We start from the raw sequence: 16,445 nt of genomic DNA, 5'->3' as shown, positions 1-16,445 counted from the left end.
CGGGCCCCCCTGTGTGTCGGGGGGTCTGGTGGTACCTGTCACGCCGGGGTCTCCCGTCGGCGCCGCCACGGGAGTGAGATGGGGATGCCGCGGGGAGCGAGCGCCCCGGGCGCGAGGAGGAACCATGCACACCAGGAAGCTCGGTCAGGGCCTCGAGGTCTCCGCTATCGGCATCGGCGCGATGGGGATGTCGATGAGCTACGGCCCCAACCCCGGCGACCGCGACGACATGATCGGCGTGCTCCGCTACGCGGTCGAGCACGGCGTCTCGTTCATCGACACCGCCGAGGTCTACGGGCCGTACGACAACGAGGTGCTCGTCGGCGAGGCGATCGCCCCGATCCGCGACCAGGTCGTCGTGGCCACCAAGTTCGGGTGGAACATCGTCGACGGCAGCATGCAGGGCACGGACTCGCGGCCCGAGCAGATCCGCCGCGTCGCCGACGCGTCGCTGCAGCGGCTCGGCGTCGAGGCGATCGACCTGTTCTACCAGCACCGGGTCGACCCGGGCGTGCCGATCGAGGACGTCGCGGGTGCCGTGGGCGAACTCGTCGCGGCGGGGAAGGTGAAGCACTTCGGGCTCTCGGAGGCGGGGGCCGGGACGATCCGCCGCGCGCACGCGGTGTTCCCGGTAACGGCCGTGCAGAGCGAGTACTCGCTGTGGACCCGCGACCCCGAGCCCGAGGTGCTGCCGACGTGCGTCGAGCTCGGCATCGGCTTCGTGCCGTTCAGTCCGCTGGGCAAGGGCTTCCTGACAGGCACCGTGTCGGCCGAGTCCACGTTCGGCGCCGATGAGATCCGCGGCCGGGTGCCCCGCTTCCAGCCCGACAATCTGCGGGCCAACCAGGCCATCGTCGACGGGGTGCGCGACGTCGCCGATGCACGCGGGGCGACGCCCGGCCAGGTGGCCCTCGCATGGCTGCTGTCCCGGCATCCGTTCATCGTCCCGATCCCAGGAACCCGCCGACGCGAGCGCGTCGACGAGAACGCCGGGGCATCCGCCGTGCCGCTGTCGGCGGACGACATCGCGACTCTGGACGCGCTCGCCGCCGTCGTGGCCGGCAACCGCTACGACGACGGCGGCATGGCGATGGTGGGTCTCTGACGACCACGGCGACGGATGCCGGTCAGCGCGCAGCCGCGCCTGCGGCATCCGTCTCCGCCGCCGTGGCGTCATGGGCCGCGAACTCGGCTGCCTGAGTGGCCGCCCACGACGCCAGCAGCTTGAGGCCATCGGCGGACGACGAGTTCATCGGGGCCGTGTAGACGTTGAGCACGAGGCCCGGTTCGCTGGGCAGGTCCATGGACTCGTAGTTGAGATCGAGATCGCCGACCACCGGATGGTGCAGGCGCTTCAGGCCGCTGCGGTGGAACTTCACGTCGCGCGACGCCCAACGCTCGCGGAACAGCTCGCTCTGCGTCGAGAGTTCTCCGACGAGCCGGATGAGGTCGGGGTCATGCGGGTTGCGGCCCGCTTCCATCCGCAGCATCGCCGCGGAGTCGTGGGTGATCTGGTCGTAGTCGCGCCAGAACTCGCGGGCCGCCGGGTTGAGGTAGGCGAAGCGCGTGGTGTTGACCGGCCGCCGCGGGTCGTCGAACACGGGGGAGTAGAGCGCGCGCGCCAGGAGGTTCGCCGCGATGATGTCGTGCCGTCCGTTGCGGACCCAGGCAGGCGCCTCGGTGATCGCATCGAGCACCTGCATGACGGCGGGGCGCACGGTGGACGCGGCGCGCCGTGCGGGCTTGCGGGCGGGGCCCGCTGCGCGGGCGAGGTCGAACAGGTACTGGCGCTCCGCCTCGTCGAGCTGGAGGGTGCGGGCGATCGCATCCAGCACGCCCTCCGAGGCGCCTGCGAGATTGCCGCGCTCGAGGCGCACGTAGTAGTCCACCGAGACGCCGGCAAGCATCGCCACCTCTTCGCGACGCAGCCCCGCGACGCGGCGGTTGCCGCCGTACGCGGGCAGTCCCGCCTGCTCCGGGGTGAGCCGGGCGCGGCGCGAGCTCAGGAACTCCTTCACCTCGGCACGAATGTCAGCCATGACTCCACGCTAGGCGGCGCGGAGCGCCGGTGACAGGCTCTGCGAATGCCCGTCGGGCGTGATCACCACCCGCCGCGGGTCGGCGTGTGCCCCTCGCGGGCGTCGTCGGGCATCGCCATCTCGGCGCGCACGCCGAGCAGGCGGATCGGGCGGCCGGGCTCGATCTTCGCGATGAGCTCGAGGGTGCGCGCCAGCACGACGGCGCGGTCGGCGGTCGAGGGGATCTTCTTCGTGAAGGTCTTGGTGAGGAACGGCGCGTAGCGCACCTTGAGTCCGAGGCCCACGACCGGGCGGTCGTCGGCGGCCACCTCGTCCAGCACCTGGTCGAGCAGGCTTCTGGCGGCTGCTTCGATCTCGGCCGGATCGACGATGTCGGCCTGGAACGTGGTCTCCTTGCTGTGCCCGCGGGCGACCCAGGGCGTGTCGTCGACGACGGCCGAGCCGTCGCCGCGCCCGAGCTGCCTGTACCAGAGGCCCATCCGCGGCCCGAACTCGCCGGTCAGGGCGGTCTCGTCGGCGACGGCGAGCTCGGCAACGGTGCGGATGCCGAGCAGCGCGAGCCGCTTCGACACCTTGGACCCCACGCCCCAGAGCTCGATCGTCGGACGCTCGCCCATGACCTCGAGCCAGTTGTCGGCGGTCAGTCGGAAGGTGCCGCGTGGTTTGCCGAAGCCCGTCGCGACCTTTGCCCGTACGAGCGTGTCGCCGATGCCGACCGAGCAGTGCAGCCGCGTGCGGTCGAGCACGTCCTGCTGCAGACGGCGCGCATACGCCTCGGGGTCGTCGGTCTCGGTGCCGACGAACGCCTCGTCCCAGCCGAGCACCTGCACCACGGCGCCGGGCTGAGCGCGCAGGGCCGCCATGACCTGCTCGGAGGCTGCCAGGTACAGCGGTGCGTCGACCGGCAGGATCACGGCATCCGGGACCTTCCGCGCCGCGATGCGCAGCGGCATCCCCGACCCGACGCCGAACTCGCGCGCCTCGTACGACGCGGTCGAGACGACGGCGCGCTCCGTGGGGTCGCCTCGGCCGCCGACGATGACCGGCTTGCCGGCGAGCTCCGGGCGGCGCAGCACCTCGACCGCCGCGATGAACTGGTCGAGGTCGACGTGCAGCACCCACCGCTTGACCAGAGGAGCGGACGGCCCGGCTGCACTCCCGACCCGGGCTTCGCTCATGACCCCGCCTCTCGCGACCGGCGCATGTCCTGAGACTAGGCCGCATCGCCGACAGAGCGCACGTGCCCGCGCCCGGCCGGTCAGTCGGTTCCGGCGTCCGCTCACTATCGTCCACCACGCCGAGCGTCAACCCCGTGCCCCGGCACTGCCGGGTTTCGTACGGTGGCTGTTCCAGTGAGAGGAGCCGTCATGGCAACCAGCATTGTGACAGCACAGATCGACGTCGACGCCCCGATCCGGGCCGTGTACGACCAGTGGACGCAGTTCGAGGAGTTCCCGCGCTTCATGTCGGCGGTCGAGCGCATCGACCAGCTCGACGACCAGCGGACCCACTGGGTCGTCAACGTCGGGGGAGTGGAGCGCGAGTTCGACGCCACCATCACCGACCAGGTCCCCGATGACCACATCTCGTGGGCGAGCCACGGCGAGAAGGTCCACACCGGCCGCGTGAGCTTCCTCCCGGCCGGCGACGGCACCCGCGTCTCCCTCGAGATGACCTGGGTGCCCGAGTCGCTGACCGAGAAGGCCGGCGCTGCGCTCGGCATCGACGAGCGCGCCGCGGAGAAAGACCTCGCGCGGTTCAAGGAGTTCATCGAGGAGCGCGGCCGCGAGACGGGCGGCTGGCGCGGCGAGATCCACGGCACGCCGACGCGCGACGTCTGACCGAGCTCGAGAACAGGAGAACCCCATGTCCGACAGCCTTCCCGCAGACATCCCCCCGGCGCCCGACGGTCAGGTCGGGGTGCAGCCGCTCCGCGACCGCGACACGTCGATCGAACCGGACCCCACACGCGACCCGGCGCAGGCCGAGTGGGATCGCACCACTGCGCTCGACGCCGGCGAGGACCCCGACATCGAGACCACCACCGGCGACGATCCGGCGCACCTGCCCTCCGATGACGAGGAGGTGCCGCGCGAGGACCTGCCGTCCTCGGCGATGCAGCCCGACACCCAGGGTTTCAGCCCGGAGATCGCCGAGCTCGGCGAGACCGGCCAGGGCGACCTCGCGCCCGAGGACTACTAGGCAGGCGGCGTGCAGATCCTCCTGTGGCCGATCCACGGCGGCTACACCGACGCCTTCGTCCGCGGCGAGCACGAGTACCTGCTGCCGGTACCCAGCGTGCTGCCCGGCGAGGACGACGGCGTCAGCGGCTGGGAGTGGGAGCGGGCGCGCCCGGTCGCCCTGGAGGCCCTGCGCTCCGAAGCCATCGACATCGTCGTACTGCAGCGGCCGGAGGAGATCGCACTCGTCGAGTCGCTCACCGGTCGCGTGCCCGGCCGCGATCTGCCGGCGGTCTACCTCGAGCACAACACGCCTGGTCCCGGCGCGTTCACCACGCGGCATCCGCTCGCCGACCGCCGCGACATCCCGATCGTCCATGTCACGCACTTCAACCGGCTGTTCTGGGACAACGGCACGGCGCCGACGACCGTTGTCGAGCACGGCGTCCCCGACCCGGGTCCGCTCTACTCCGGGGAGCTCGCCCGGATCGGGGTCGTCGTCAACGAGCCGGTGCGGCGGTGGCGTGCCACCGGCACCGACCTGCTGCCCGCGTTCACTCCCGAAGCACCGCTGGACGTCTTCGGCATCGACGCCGGGCGGTTGCGGGACACGTTCGAGGACCCCGCGATCGTGGGGATCGAGAGTCTCGCGCCGGGGCGTCTGCACGCCGAGCTCGCCCGGCGCCGCGTGTACCTGCATCCGTTCCGGTGGACCTCGCTCGGGCTGTCCCTGATCGAGGCGATGCATCTCGGGATGCCGGTGGTCGCGCTCGCGACGACCGAGGCCGTGCGGGCGGTCGCCGCCGGCACCGGGGTGGTCTCGACCGACGTCGACGATCTGCGCCGGGCCGCGCGTGCCTTCCTCGAGGAGCCGGAGTGGGCCGCGGAGGTCGGCGCCCGGGCGCGCGAGCACGCGCTGGCGCACTACGGCCTGCCGGCGTTCCTCGAGCGATGGGACGAGGTGCTCCTGGAGGCGATCGCGGCCCGGCCGGGCTCCGGCATGGTCTATGCGAACGCGAACAGCGGCGGGAACGCCACGACGACGATCGCCGCCCACGCGAGGTAGACCGGCAGGAAGCCTGTCTGCCACCGCTCCAGGCGCTCGAACGGCGTGCGCCGCATCGCGAACCGCAGCTGCAGCCACGCGGCGCCGACGAGGTTGGCGAGCAGGATGACGTTGAGTCCGAGCGAGGCGAGCTTGTTCGGGCTCGCCCCCCACTCGGCGATCCGGCCGATCATCGCGACGAGCACCATGATGTCGACGACGAGCGCCGCCACGACCATCAGCAGCTGCAGCCGGTCGAACCACGACGGCGGCGCGAGCGGCTCGCGGGCCGACAGGGCGTAGAGAAGCAGGCCGACGACGACGACCAGCACGATGTCGAACAGGATCAGCAGGTCCCGCTGCCCGAACGCCTCGGTCTCGCCCCCGTCGACGAGGTTCCCCTGCAGGAGGCCGGCGACGATGAAGGCGAGCAGCAGCAGCGTGAACAGGGGAGTGAACAGCTTGGTCAGCACCGGCGCGATGTTCTCGATGACGCTCTGCTTCGCCTCGACGAGCCACGCGGCGACGACGACGGCTCCTGCGACGCCGCACGGCACCATGAACTGCTCGACGAACCATTCCGCGTCGAGGCCGATGGCCGAGAACACGCCCATCGTCAGCGCCACGAGCACGCCGCCGCCGAGGGCGATGAGGGCGAGGTAGACCACCCATTCGCCGGTGAACCGGATGAAGTCCATGCGGGCGCGGCTCGATCTGACGCGCCCGTCGACGTACGCGATGCCGGTCACGATCCACAGCGCCACGGCGACGTGGGTGGCCGCGAGCACGAGGGTCGCGCCGTCCGGCGCGAAAGGGTAGACCGCCATCACGACGGCCGCGAGCACGAACGGGACGCCGACCACGGCGACGGTGGCGACGGTCGCCCGGCGGCGCACCAGGAAGTACGCCGCGAGGAAGGGCAGCACGAGCAACGCTGCGAAGCGCGCGTAGAAGGCCGGTTCTTCGCCGAAGCGGATGCCGAACAGCGCCGGGATCTGGATCGCGAGGGCCGCGCCGATCGCGAGCCCGACGGCGAGCCGAAGGCCGCCGCCGCTGCGCGGCGCGCGCGGTTCACCGGGGAACATCAGCTGCTTCCAGAGCCGGTCGGAGTGCTCGCGCGCGAATTCCCGAGAAAGGTCGTCGAGTCCGCCGAGTCGCTTAACGGCGACGAGGAACGCCTCATCGCCGTCGAGGCCAGAGGCCTCGAGCCGGTCGATCTGGCCGCGCAGGTGGTCTTCGAGCTCGTCGACGTCGCGGCCGTCGATCGCCTCGGGGCGCGAGACGTACGCGCGCCACGCCGAGATCTGGTCTTCGATGCGGGGTTCGAGGTCGTCCGCCATGTCACGCACCCCCGAACACCGGCGCGCCGGCGAAGTCGGTACCGCCGTCGCGGTCGGACCACACCCGCTGCAGCGCCCGGCTCACCACCGCCCACTGCTGTCGCTGCTCGGCGAACGCCGCGCGGCCGCTGGTGCTGAGGCGGTAGTGCTTGCGCGGGCGACCGCTGGGGGAGGCTCCCCACGACGACTCCACGTGCCCGAGCCGCTCCAGCCGGTGCAGCAGCGGGTAGAGCATGCCGTCGCTCCATTCCAGCTCGCCGCCGGACAGCTCGCCCACGCGCTGCAGGATGGCGTAGCCGTACGACTCGCCGTCGGCGAGGATGCCGAGCACCATCGGCGTCGCCGCCGCGGCGACCAGGTCTTTGCCGATCTTCATATCGCACTCCATACGTAGAAGTCCTATGTACATAGAAGTACAAGTTACCTAGAACTGCAAGGCAAGAGGCTGATGACGCCACGTGACGGCGCACGCGGGCTGCGGGAATGCGTTCGCCCGCGGCGTGTTGGGATGGGAGGAGCGAATCGCCGCCCCGCCCCGGACGAAGGACCCGCATGACCCTCCCCACGAGCACCCCCGAGACCGTCACCGACGCGCGCTGGGAGGCTGTGTCGTCCGAACACGGCGTCGCGGCGCTGCGGTACACGCACTGGCTGGATGCCGAGGCCCGCGCCTATGACGGCGCACCCGGCCTCTGGCGCGCGGTCGACGACCGGGTGGTGGGCACCGGTCTGCGCGCACAGGCGCCGGACGCGCCGCTCGACGAGGTCGTGCTGGCGCCCGGAGAGCACCTCGATGTCGGACGACTGCGGCTGAAGGCGATCAGCCGCGAGGGTGCACCCGCGCTGCGCGTGTTCGACCCCGAGACTCCCGGGCGCACGGGGCTGCGCGGCATCCTGTCGTTCCCGCATGACGACGGGTGGGCGCTCCCCGGTGTCTTCCGCCCCGCACCCGAGGGGCAGATCAACGTCATCCGGAGCGTCGACGGGTACGAGCGCGAAGAGCCGGCCGTCGGCACGATCGCCCTCGAGGTGGGCGGCACGCCTGTCGAGCTCACCGTGACCGGCGACCCGGCATCCGGTCTCAGCGCCGTGATCGCGGATGCCACGAGCAACGTCGACGCGTACCGCTTCCGGTTCCTCGAGATCGACCCGCCGGCCGCCGACGGAGCGGTCACCGTGGACTTCAACAACGCCTACCTGCCGCCGTGCGCCTTCAGCGACCACTACGTGTGCCCGCTGCCGCCGGCGGGCAACCGGCTCGGCGTCAGGGTGGAGGCCGGGGAGCGCGCCACCGTCCTCGACTGAGCCCGGTCGACTTCGGGCGACCGCCACGTGCCGGTCGCGACGCGCGGAGCGGTACGAGGACAATGGTGCCTCAGCCGGAGGGTGTCCGGCATGGCCCGATCCGAGGAGCCGACATGGCCCGTTCCCTCTCCGAGATCCGCGAACGCTCCCGCGAGCGCGCCCGGCTGCGCGCCGCGGCGCGCTCCGAGCTGAAGAACACCGCGTACGAGATCTTCATCGGCGCGCTGTCGATCCTCTCGATCTTCAACCTCGTGTTCGTCTACGTGATCGCGGGCGACTCCGCGATCGAGCTCGTGCTGTCGGTCATGAACGCCCTGTTCAGCGCGATCTTCCTGGGCGACTTCATCTTCCGCATCTCGACGGCGCCGTCGGCGGGCCGCTACTTCTTCCGCGGCTTCGGGTGGGCGGACCTGCTCGCGAGCCTGCCCTTCCCGCAGTTCAAGATCCTGCGCGTGTTCCGCCTGCTGCGCGTGTTCCGGCTGCTGCGCGAACTCGGCCCGCGCACGGTCTGGGCGACGCTGGTCCACGACCGCGCCAACAGCGCGCTGATGACCCTGCTCCTGATGGGCGTCCTCGTGCTGCAGTTCGGCAGCATCACGATCCTGGCGGTCGAGGAACACGCGGACGGCGCCAACATCAAGACGGCGTCGGACGCGCTCTGGTACACCCTCGTCACGATCTCGACCGTCGGCTACGGCGACCAATACCCGGTCACCAACGCCGGCCGGCTCATCGGCACCCTCATCATCGTCGTCGGCGTCGGTATCTTCGGCACGTTCACCGGTTACCTGGCCAACCTGTTCCTCGGGCCGCGCAGGGCCGAAGCGGAGGCGGCGCAGACGGATGCCGCGCCCGTTCATCAGCGCGACGAGCAGCCCGACGAAGCCACCGCCGACGCACCCGCCGCGATCACCGCGCAGCCGTCGATCGCGCGCCACGCGGCGAAGGGAGTGGCGGCCGGCGCGGTGGCGGGTGCCGTGAACGCCGGCGTCTCGGCCGGCGCGGGCACGGCGGACGGCAGCGATGCCGACGGCCCGTCGGCCGGCGTGACCGATGCGGCAGCTGCCGCCGTGCCCGATCCGGGCGACACGGCCGAACGGCTCCGCACGCTGCTGGCGCAGTCCGAGGAGGCGATGGCCGAGATGCGGCGGCTGCTCGCCGCCGCACCGTAGCCCGGCGGGCCGGGCTGATGCCCGAGAGGAGCGTCAAGCCTCAGCGGTGCGGGGGCCCTGCGGGCGGGTCGAGCTGCGGACGATCAGATGCGTCGGCAGCGGTGTGTCCTCGGTGACGCTGTCGGGCTCCTCGACTGCGATCAGAACCTTCTGCATCATGAGCTCGCCGAGGCTCGCGAAGTCCTGGCGCACGGTGGTGAGCGCCGGGTAGAGATAGCCCGCCTCGGGCACGTCGTCGAAGCCCACCACGCTGACGTCCTCGGGCACGCGCAGTCCGCGCTCGCGCAGCGCCGACAGCAGACCGATGGACATGTGGTCGTTGGATGCGAACACCGCCGTGCCGGGGTCGATGTCGAGATCGGCGCCCAGCCGGTAGCCGCTCGCCGCGGACCAGTCGCCGTGCCTCGGCTCGACGACCTCGAGGCGACGCGACCCGAGTTCGTCCCGCCAGCCGCGGATGCGCTCGACGGCGTCCGGAGCGCGCTGGGGACCGGCGAGATGGAGGATCCGGGTGTGGCCGAGTTCGGCGAGGTGTCGGACGGCCGATCGGGCGCCGCGGTACTGATCGATCGAGACGATGAGGGGGCTCCGCCGCGCGGTCGCGGCGGCGGCGACCACCGGGATGCTGAGATCGAGGCCCCGCACGACCTCGAGCACGCCGATGTCGACGACGATGAGCACGATCGCGTCGACGCGCTGACGGAGCAGAGACTCGATCACTGCCCGCACGGCGGCGGGGTCGGGATCGAGCGCGCTCACCGTCTCGACGCTGTAGCGCTCCGCGCGGGCCGCGAAGTTGAAGGCCGTCGCCACCGATGTCGGGCCGTAGTCCGAGACACCGGGCGCGACGAGCCCGATCGTGCGGGTGCGGCGCGTGACCAGTGCGCGGGCGGCGGGGGAGGGGCTGTACCGCAGCTGCGCGATCGCCTGCTCCACCCGTGCGCGCGTCGCGGGGCGGACGTTGGGCAGGTCGTTGAGCACCCGCGAGACCGTCTGGTGCGAGACGCCGGCGAGCCGGGCCACGTCGAAGATGTTCGCGGAGCGTGCCTGCTTCTCGTCGGTCACCGAGCTCCCTCCTCGTCGGCGTCGTCGGCCTGTGCGACGAGCGCCATGAGGGATTCGACGGTGAGCGAGTCGGACGGCAGCGTGTCGACCACCCGGCCCCCGCGCAGGATCGCGACGCGGCCGGCGACGCGCAGCACCTCCTCGAGCTCGGCGGAGATGAACACCACGGACAGTCCGTTGTCGGCGAGCTCGCCGACGAGGTTCTGGATCTCGACCTTGGCGCCCACGTCGATGCCGCGCGTCGGCTCGTCGAGGACGAGCACGCGCGGCGACAGCGCGAGCAGTCGTGCCAGCAGCACCTTCTGCTGGTTGCCGCCCGAGAGCGTGCCCGCGGGGCGGTCCGGGTCGGGGGGCCGGATGTCGAGCGCCTCGATCCAGCTCATCGCCAGTTCCCGGCGGCGCTGATCCCGCATGCGCCGGAACACGCCCCGCTCCGCCTGCAGTGCGAGGGTGATGTTGTCCTGCACGCTGAGTTCGCTGATGATCCCCTCGGTGCGGCGGTTCTCCGACGAGTAGACGATGCCGAACGCGATCGCCTCGCGCGGGCTTCTCGGCTCCATCGATTTGCCGCTGATCCTGATGATCCCGGCGTCGAGCCGGTCGGCGCCGGTGATCGCGCGCGCCAGCTCGGTTCGTCCCGACCCGAGGAGGCCCGCGAATCCGAGCACTTCACCCTCATGCAGCGCGACGTCCGCGTCGGCGATGCCGGGAGCGACTGTCACGCCCTGAGCGTGGAGGAGAGCGGATGCCGCCTCCGGCGCGGCGTCCACGCGGTCGCGTGTGCCGAGATCCGAGACGCTGCGCCCGAGCATCTTCTCGACGAGGTCGATGCGCAGCAGCTCCGTCGGCAGGTACTCGCCGACGAGCCGGCCGCCACGGAGGACGGTGATGCGGTCCGCGATCTCGTAGACCTGGTCCAGGAAGTGCGAGATGAAGACGATTGCGACCCCTCGCTCCTTGAGGTCGCGCATGACGCGGAAGAGTTCGGCCACCTCGTCGATGTCGAGGCTCGAGGTGGGCTCGTCGAGCACGAGCACCCGCACGTCGATCGAGAGCGCCCGCGCGATGGCGACGAGCTGCTGCACGGCGAGCGAGTGGCTGCCGAGCATCGACGCCGGATCGATGGTCAGGCCCAGCCCCGAGAGCACTTCAGCGGCGCGCTCCCGCATGGCCGACCAGTGGATGGTGCCGAGTCGACGCGGCTCCCGGCCGAGGCAGATGTTCTCGGCGACGGTGAGGTTCGGCAGCAGGTCGATCTCCTGATAGACCGTGCTGATCCCGGCGCGCAGCGCATCGGCCGGTGTTCCGAAGCGGACGGGATGGCCGTCCAGCTCGATGAGTCCGCTGTCGAGGTGCAGGGCCCCGGTGAGCGCTTTGATGAGCGTCGACTTTCCGGCGCCGTTCTCTCCCATGAGAGAGTGCACCTCGCCCGGGAAGACGCGGAAGCGCACGTCGTCGAGCGCGGTCTCCGCGCCGAACCTTACCGTCGCCCCGGTGAGTTCCATGAGCGGACGCCGCTCGTCCATCACGCCATTATGTCGTGAGACGCGAACGGGCCCGCTCATGGCACTCGGGTCATCGGCGACGGTCGGACCGCGTGACGATGAATCGCTGCACGACGATGAACACCAGCAGCAGCCCGCCGATGATGATGCGGGTCCACGACTGCTCCGCGCCCATGAACGCGATGACGGTCTTGATCACGCCGTACACGAGCACGCCGATCATCGACCCGATCACGTAGCCGGAGCCACCCGTCAGGAGCGTGCCGCCGATGACCACCGCGGCGATCGCATCCAGCTCGGTGCCCACGCCGTTGAGCGGGTAGCCGGCGCCCGAGTAGGCAGTGAGGACGAGGCCCGCGAGGCCTCCGCAGACGCCGCTGATGACGTAGACGAGGATCTTCGTCCGCGCCACCGGCAGACCCATCAGCCGCGCCGACTGCTCGTTGCCGCCGATGGCGTAGATCGTGCGGCCGAATCGGGTCCACTGCGTGATGAAGACGCCGATCGCGACGATGAGCAGGGCGAGGATGCCGGTGGGCGTCAGGTACCAGTCGCCCACGGTCAGCCGCGTCCGCTGCAGCCACAGCACGGCGGGGTCTTCCACGCGGATCGACGAGAGGCTGACCACGAACGCCAGCCCGCGCGCAAGGAACAGGCCGGCGAGCGAGGCGATGAACGGCTGCACGTCGAAGTAGTGCACGAGCACTCCGATCAGCAGCCCGATCGCGGCGCCGCCGAGCAGCATGAGCGGTATCGCCACGATCGCGGGCAGCCCCTCGGCCAGCAGCTTCGCGCACAGGATGCCGGTGAACGCCATCACGGAGCCGACCGACAGGTCGATGCCGCCCGTCAGGATCACGAACGTCAGGCCGACGGCGAGGATCAGCAGGTAGGCGTTGTTCAGCAGCAGCGCCGACAGATTGCGAGGCGTGATGAAGTTGCCGAACGCGAGCTGCGCGCCCACGAGGAGCACGATCAGGATCACGATGGCCGCGAACGTCGGCATGAGCGACGAGTGGCGGCTCATGAAAGTGGCATAGCGGGCACCGAGCGTCGGGCGCCCGGCCTCGGTCTGAGTCGTCGTGGTCATCGGACCGCCTCCGCCTTCGTCGGCTCCGTCGTGGTCGAGGGTGTGGGTGCGGACGTGCTCGGACCGCCGCCGCCGGAGCGGCCACCACCGCCGGAGCGGCGCGAGGCGATCAGCCCGCGGGCGAATCGGTGCAGCCGCGGCGACTGCACCAGGACGACCACGACCACGACGGCTGCGAAGAACACGGGCGCCTGCGCCGACGGCACGCCGAGGAACAGGATCGTGGACTCGAGCGTCTGGATCGTGAGGACGCCGACGACCGTTCCTGCGATGGTGAACTTGCCCCCCATGAGCGACGTGCCGCCGAGTACGACGGCGAGGATCGCGTAGAGCTCGATGTACAGCCCCGCGGCATTCGCGTCGGCGGCCATGATGTTCGAGCTGTAGAGCACGCCCGCCATGCCGGCCAGCACCCCGCTCGCGGCGTAGGCGCCGAAGACGATGCCCCGGGCGCGGACGCCCGCCAGCCGGCTCGCCTCGGGATTGATGCCGACCGACTCCGTCAGGACGCCGAGCGCGGTGCGCCGCTCCAGCAGGGCGATCACCGCGATCGCCGCGATGGAGATGAACAGGGCGAACGGGAGTCCGATGACGTATCCCGTCGCGATGAACTTGTAGGGCGCGCTGGTGACCGTCGTGATGAACCCGTCGGTGATGAGCAGGGCCACGCCGCGTCCCGCCAGCATGAGCACGAGGGTCGCGATGATCGGCTGGATGCCCAGCACGGCGATGAGGAAGCCGTTCCAGACGCCCAGGACGAGGGCCACGAGGATGCCGATCAGGAGCGCGACAGCGACGGTGGCACCGCTGCCCGGGTCACCGGAGGTGTCGATGATCGTCAGCGCCACCGCGCCCGAGACGGCCATGATCGCGCCGACCGACAGGTCGATGCCCCGGGTGGCGATGACGATCGTCATGCCGAGGGCTACGAGCATGAGCGGGGCGCTGTTGCGGAGGATGTCGATCAGCGCGCCGTACAGCTGGCCGTCGCGCACGGTGACGCTGATGAACTGCGGCCGCGCGATCGTGTTGACCACGATCAGTGCGAGCAGGGCCGCGACCGGCCAGAACAGCCGGTGTGTGATGAGCTTCTTCACGCTGCGCTCCCCTCGCCCTCGTTGGCGATGTAGTCGATGAGCAGATCGAGGTCGACGGTGCTGGAGTCCAGCTCGCCGATGCGGCGTCGGTCGCGCATGACGACGACCCGCTGTGCCAATCGAAGCACTTCTTCGAGTTCCGATGAGATGAAGACGACCGACAGCCCCTGCGCCGAGAGCTCGGCGACCTTGCGCTGGATGTCGGCCTTCGCCCCGACGTCGATGCCGCGCGTCGGCTCGTCGAGGATGATGAGCTGCGGCGCGGTCGCCAGCCACCGGGCGAGCAGCACCTTCTGCTGGTTGCCGCCCGACAGATTGCGCACCAGCATGTCGGGGTCGGCCGGCCGGACGCCCAGCGCCGAGATGTACTCCGAGACCACCTGGTCGCGCTCCGCGCGGCGCACCGGCCGCATCCATCCGCGCTTTGCCTGGATGCCGAGCACGATGTTCTCGGCCACCGTCAGGTCGGCGATGATCCCCTCGGCGCGGCGGTCCTCGGAGGAGAACGCGATGCGGTGGTCGATCGCGTGCCGTGGCGATGTGAGCCGTGCCGGCCGACCGGCGATCTCGACGGCTCCCGAGTCGGCCTTGTCGGCGCCGTACAGCAGCCGCACGAGCTCGGTCCGTCCGGAGCCGAGGAGCCCGGCGAGGCCGACGACCTCGCCCTCGTAGATGTCGAGGTCGGCAGGCTCCAGCATCCCTCTGCGTCCGACCCCGGTGGCGCGCAGCACCGGCACCGCCGTGCGGTCGATGACGCGATCCGCGGTGCGCGAGATCGCGGCGAGCTCGTCGAGCTCGCGCCCGATCATCTGGCTCACGAGGCTGTCGCGGGGCAGATCCGCCGCGACGTGCTCGCCGACGAGCCGGCCGTTGCGCAGCACCGTGATGCGGTCGGAGATCTCGTAGACCTGGTCGAGGAAGTGGCTGACGAACAGGATCGCGACGCCGTGGTCGCGGAGTTCCCGGATCACCGCGAACAGGCGTTCCACCTCGCCGCGGTCGAGGCTGGAGGTGGGCTCGTCGAGGATGAGCACCTTGGCGTCGAGAACCATGGCGCGGCTGATCGCCACGAGCTGCTGGATCGCGATGGAGTGGCTCGAGAGGATCGAGCGCGTGTCGATGGTGAGGCCGAGGCCGGCGAGGTGGTCGGCGGCGAGCCGGTGGACCGACTTCCAGTCGATGCCCGCACGGCCACGCGGCTCGTGCCCGAGCATCACGTTCTCGCCGACCGAGAGGTTGGCGCAGAGGTTGACCTCCTGGTAGACGGTGGAGATCCCCGCTGCCTGAGCGTCGGCGGTCGCCGAGAACACCCGCTCCTCGCCGTCGACCGCGATCGTGCCGCTGTCGATCTGGTACACGCCGGTCAGCGCCTTGATGAGGGTCGATTTTCCGGCGCCGTTCTCGCCCATGAGGGAGTGGACCTCGCCGCGACGCAGCGTGAAGTCGACGTGATCGAGGGCGAGGACGCCGGGGAAGCTGATGGTGATGCCCCGCATCGCGACGGCGGGGATGTCTTCGTTGACGGTCATGCGCATCCGTGCTTTCGTATCGAGTCCGACGTCCGTCGGGGATCGGCCTCGCCGACCCCCGACGGACGCGGGGACGGGGATCAGTACGCGCGGGAGTCGATGACCTCGGCGGCCTGCTCCTGCGTGAAGGACTGGTCCTCGACGTAGACTTCCTTCTCGACGTCCTTGCCGTCGAGAACGTCGGTCACAAGGCCCGCGGCGAGCTCTCCGAGTAGCGGGTTGCACTCCACGATGAAGTTGATCTTGCCGTCGACGAGGGCCTGCATGCCGTCATGCACCGCGTCGATCGAGATGATCTTGATGTCTTCACCGGGAACGCCGCCCGCAGCCTCGATCGCCTCGATCGCGCCCAGCGCCATGTCGTCGTTGTGCGCGTACAGCAGGTCGATGCCGTCCACGCCGTACTTCTGGAGGAAGCCCTCCATGACCGTCTTGCCGCCGTCGCGCGTGAAGTCGCCGGTCTGCGAGTCGATCGTCTCGATGGACGTGCCCTCGATCGCCTCGTTGAAGCCCTCGGCGCGGTCGTTCGCGGGCGCGGAGCCGGTGGTGCCCTCGAGCACGACCATCTTCGTCGGAGTGTCGGCGAAGTTCTCGGCCGCCCACTCGCCGGCGGTCACGCCCTCCTTCTTGAAGTCGAGGCCGACCCAGCTGGCGTAGAGGTCGTCGGACGAACTGACCGTGCGGTCTTCCAGCACGACCGGGATGCCGGCATCCGACGCCTCCTGGAGCACGTCATCCCACCCGTCCTCCACGATCGGGGCGATGACGATCGCGTCGACGCCCCGGCTGATGAAGTCGCGGACCGCCGCGATCTGGGCCGCGGGGTCGTTGTCGGCCGCGTTGAAGATGAGCTCGAAGCCGTTGTCCTCGGAGAACGCCTCCTTCATCGACTCGGTGTTGGCGCTGCGCCAGCCCGACTCGGAACCCGTCTGCGCGAAGCCGACCGTCACGAGCTCGTCGCCGCCGTCGCCACCTGCGCCGGCTCCGTTGCCCGAGCTCGCGCAGCCTGTGGCCACCAATGCCAACGCTCCCAGAAGCGCTGCACCGGCGAGAATCCTCTTCTTCATTCCCAAAACCT

At 70.5% G+C, this 16,445-nt stretch carries 16 protein-coding genes; 6 read left to right on the top strand and 10 right to left on the bottom strand.

Annotated elements, in window-relative coordinates; all coding sequences use genetic code 11:
* Window positions 1-124 precede the first annotated feature (124 nt).
* Window positions 125-1,105, top strand: a complete 981-nt coding sequence (locus Q9R08_RS13760; protein ID WP_308868659.1) for an aldo/keto reductase — start codon at window positions 125-127, stop codon at window positions 1,103-1,105.
* A gap of 22 nt (window positions 1,106-1,127) precedes the next feature.
* On the opposite strand, the gene Q9R08_RS13755 is transcribed toward Q9R08_RS13760, so the two are convergent.
* The gene (locus Q9R08_RS13755; protein ID WP_308868658.1) at window positions 1,128-2,039 is read right to left on the bottom strand and encodes a helix-turn-helix transcriptional regulator; all 912 of its coding nucleotides are present in this window, start codon (window positions 2,037-2,039) and stop codon (window positions 1,128-1,130) included.
* A gap of 62 nt (window positions 2,040-2,101) precedes the next feature.
* Window positions 2,102-3,217: a DNA polymerase IV gene (locus Q9R08_RS13750; protein ID WP_308868657.1), complete on the bottom strand. Its 1,116-nt coding sequence runs from the start codon at window positions 3,215-3,217 to the stop codon at window positions 2,102-2,104.
* A 189-nt stretch (window positions 3,218-3,406) separates the two neighbouring features.
* Between Q9R08_RS13750 and Q9R08_RS13745 the strand changes: the two genes are divergently transcribed.
* The 3 genes from Q9R08_RS13745 to Q9R08_RS13735 are packed head-to-tail and all read left to right on the top strand — an operon-like array spanning window position 3,407 to window position 5,285.
* A complete protein-coding gene (locus Q9R08_RS13745; protein WP_308868656.1) occupies window positions 3,407-3,880 on the top strand; it encodes an SRPBCC family protein in 474 nt (157 codons plus the stop codon).
* A gap of 25 nt (window positions 3,881-3,905) precedes the next feature.
* Window positions 3,906-4,241, top strand: coding sequence for a sugar ABC transporter ATPase (locus tag Q9R08_RS13740; protein WP_308868655.1), 336 nt, complete (start codon window positions 3,906-3,908; stop codon window positions 4,239-4,241).
* A gap of 9 nt (window positions 4,242-4,250) precedes the next feature.
* Window positions 4,251-5,285 (top strand): glycosyltransferase, encoded by a 1,035-nt coding sequence (locus Q9R08_RS13735; RefSeq protein WP_308868654.1) that lies wholly within the window; start codon window positions 4,251-4,253, stop codon window positions 5,283-5,285.
* Here Q9R08_RS13735 and Q9R08_RS13730 read toward each other — a convergent pair.
* Together Q9R08_RS13730 and Q9R08_RS13725 are read right to left on the bottom strand one after the other, a co-directional pair.
* Window positions 5,225-6,604 (bottom strand): permease prefix domain 1-containing protein, encoded by a 1,380-nt coding sequence (locus Q9R08_RS13730; protein WP_308868653.1) that lies wholly within the window; start codon window positions 6,602-6,604, stop codon window positions 5,225-5,227. The two genes, Q9R08_RS13735 and Q9R08_RS13730, sit on opposite strands and share 61 nt — an antisense overlap.
* Window position 6,605: 1 nt before the next feature.
* The gene (locus Q9R08_RS13725; RefSeq protein ID WP_308868652.1) at window positions 6,606-6,980 is read right to left on the bottom strand and encodes a PadR family transcriptional regulator; all 375 of its coding nucleotides are present in this window, start codon (window positions 6,978-6,980) and stop codon (window positions 6,606-6,608) included.
* Window positions 6,981-7,156: 176 nt separating this feature from the next.
* Here Q9R08_RS13725 and Q9R08_RS13720 point away from each other — a divergent pair, with 176 nt between their 5' ends.
* Both Q9R08_RS13720 and Q9R08_RS13715 read left to right on the top strand, forming a co-directional pair.
* Complete coding sequence (locus Q9R08_RS13720) at window positions 7,157-7,909, top strand: DUF1684 domain-containing protein (RefSeq protein ID WP_308868651.1); 753 nt, start codon at window positions 7,157-7,159, stop codon at window positions 7,907-7,909.
* Window positions 7,910-8,022: 113 nt separating this feature from the next.
* A complete protein-coding gene (locus Q9R08_RS13715) occupies window positions 8,023-9,081 on the top strand; it encodes a potassium channel family protein (protein ID WP_308868650.1) in 1,059 nt (352 codons plus the stop codon).
* Between the two features lie 33 nt (window positions 9,082-9,114).
* On the opposite strand, the gene Q9R08_RS13710 is transcribed toward Q9R08_RS13715, so the two are convergent.
* The 6 genes from Q9R08_RS13710 to Q9R08_RS13685 all read right to left on the bottom strand — a co-directional run bounded on the left by Q9R08_RS13710 (window position 9,115) and on the right by Q9R08_RS13685 (window position 16,434).
* Window positions 9,115-10,146 carry a LacI family DNA-binding transcriptional regulator gene (locus Q9R08_RS13710; protein WP_308868649.1) on the bottom strand — a complete coding sequence of 344 codons (1,032 nt, stop codon included), beginning with the start codon at window positions 10,144-10,146 and terminating at the stop codon, window positions 9,115-9,117.
* A complete protein-coding gene (locus Q9R08_RS13705; RefSeq protein ID WP_308868648.1) occupies window positions 10,143-11,672 on the bottom strand; it encodes a sugar ABC transporter ATP-binding protein in 1,530 nt (509 codons plus the stop codon). Before Q9R08_RS13705 ends, Q9R08_RS13710 begins: the two co-directional genes overlap by 4 nt.
* A gap of 49 nt (window positions 11,673-11,721) precedes the next feature.
* On the bottom strand, window positions 11,722-12,741 hold the full coding sequence (locus Q9R08_RS13700; protein WP_308868647.1) for an ABC transporter permease subunit: 1,020 nt from the start codon (window positions 12,739-12,741) through the stop codon (window positions 11,722-11,724).
* Window positions 12,738-13,838: an ABC transporter permease gene (locus Q9R08_RS13695; RefSeq protein WP_308868646.1), complete on the bottom strand. Its 1,101-nt coding sequence runs from the start codon at window positions 13,836-13,838 to the stop codon at window positions 12,738-12,740. Before Q9R08_RS13695 ends, Q9R08_RS13700 begins: the two co-directional genes overlap by 4 nt.
* Window positions 13,835-15,367 (bottom strand): sugar ABC transporter ATP-binding protein, encoded by a 1,533-nt coding sequence (locus Q9R08_RS13690; RefSeq protein WP_418001353.1) that lies wholly within the window; start codon window positions 15,365-15,367, stop codon window positions 13,835-13,837. Before Q9R08_RS13690 ends, Q9R08_RS13695 begins: the two co-directional genes overlap by 4 nt.
* Before the next feature lie 80 nt (window positions 15,368-15,447).
* Window positions 15,448-16,434, bottom strand: a complete 987-nt coding sequence (locus Q9R08_RS13685; protein ID WP_308868644.1) for an ABC transporter substrate-binding protein — start codon at window positions 16,432-16,434, stop codon at window positions 15,448-15,450.
* Between the last annotated feature and the right edge of the window lie 11 nt (window positions 16,435-16,445).

Source organism: Microbacterium psychrotolerans, from assembly GCF_031085295.1.
Taxonomy (GTDB): Bacteria; Actinomycetota; Actinomycetes; order Actinomycetales; family Microbacteriaceae; genus Microbacterium; species Microbacterium psychrotolerans.
The sequence above is the reverse complement of the archived record's forward strand: the minus strand, read 5'-3'. Positions and strand labels throughout refer to the sequence as shown.

Excerpts from the sequence above, each read along its gene's own strand:
- Q9R08_RS13760 (WP_308868659.1), top strand. The coding sequence starts at position 125 with ATGCACACCAGGAAGCTCGGTCAGGGCCTCGAGGTCTCCGCTATCGGC.
- Q9R08_RS13755 (WP_308868658.1), bottom strand. The coding sequence starts at position 2,039 with ATGGCTGACATTCGTGCCGAGGTGAAGGAGTTCCTGAGCTCGCGCCGC.
- Q9R08_RS13750 (WP_308868657.1), bottom strand. The coding sequence starts at position 3,217 with ATGAGCGAAGCCCGGGTCGGGAGTGCAGCCGGGCCGTCCGCTCCTCTG.
- Q9R08_RS13745 (WP_308868656.1), top strand. The coding sequence starts at position 3,407 with ATGGCAACCAGCATTGTGACAGCACAGATCGACGTCGACGCCCCGATC.
- Q9R08_RS13740 (WP_308868655.1), top strand. The coding sequence starts at position 3,906 with ATGTCCGACAGCCTTCCCGCAGACATCCCCCCGGCGCCCGACGGTCAG.
- Q9R08_RS13730 (WP_308868653.1), bottom strand. The coding sequence starts at position 6,604 with ATGGCGGACGACCTCGAACCCCGCATCGAAGACCAGATCTCGGCGTGG.
- Q9R08_RS13725 (WP_308868652.1), bottom strand. The coding sequence starts at position 6,980 with ATGAAGATCGGCAAAGACCTGGTCGCCGCGGCGGCGACGCCGATGGTG.
- Q9R08_RS13720 (WP_308868651.1), top strand. The coding sequence starts at position 7,157 with ATGACCCTCCCCACGAGCACCCCCGAGACCGTCACCGACGCGCGCTGG.
- Q9R08_RS13715 (WP_308868650.1), top strand. The coding sequence starts at position 8,023 with ATGGCCCGTTCCCTCTCCGAGATCCGCGAACGCTCCCGCGAGCGCGCC.
- Q9R08_RS13705 (WP_308868648.1), bottom strand. The coding sequence starts at position 11,672 with ATGGACGAGCGGCGTCCGCTCATGGAACTCACCGGGGCGACGGTAAGG.
- Q9R08_RS13700 (WP_308868647.1), bottom strand. The coding sequence starts at position 12,741 with ATGACCACGACGACTCAGACCGAGGCCGGGCGCCCGACGCTCGGTGCC.
- Q9R08_RS13690 (WP_418001353.1), bottom strand. The coding sequence starts at position 15,367 with ATGACCGTCAACGAAGACATCCCCGCCGTCGCGATGCGGGGCATCACC.
- Q9R08_RS13685 (WP_308868644.1), bottom strand. The coding sequence starts at position 16,434 with ATGAAGAAGAGGATTCTCGCCGGTGCAGCGCTTCTGGGAGCGTTGGCA.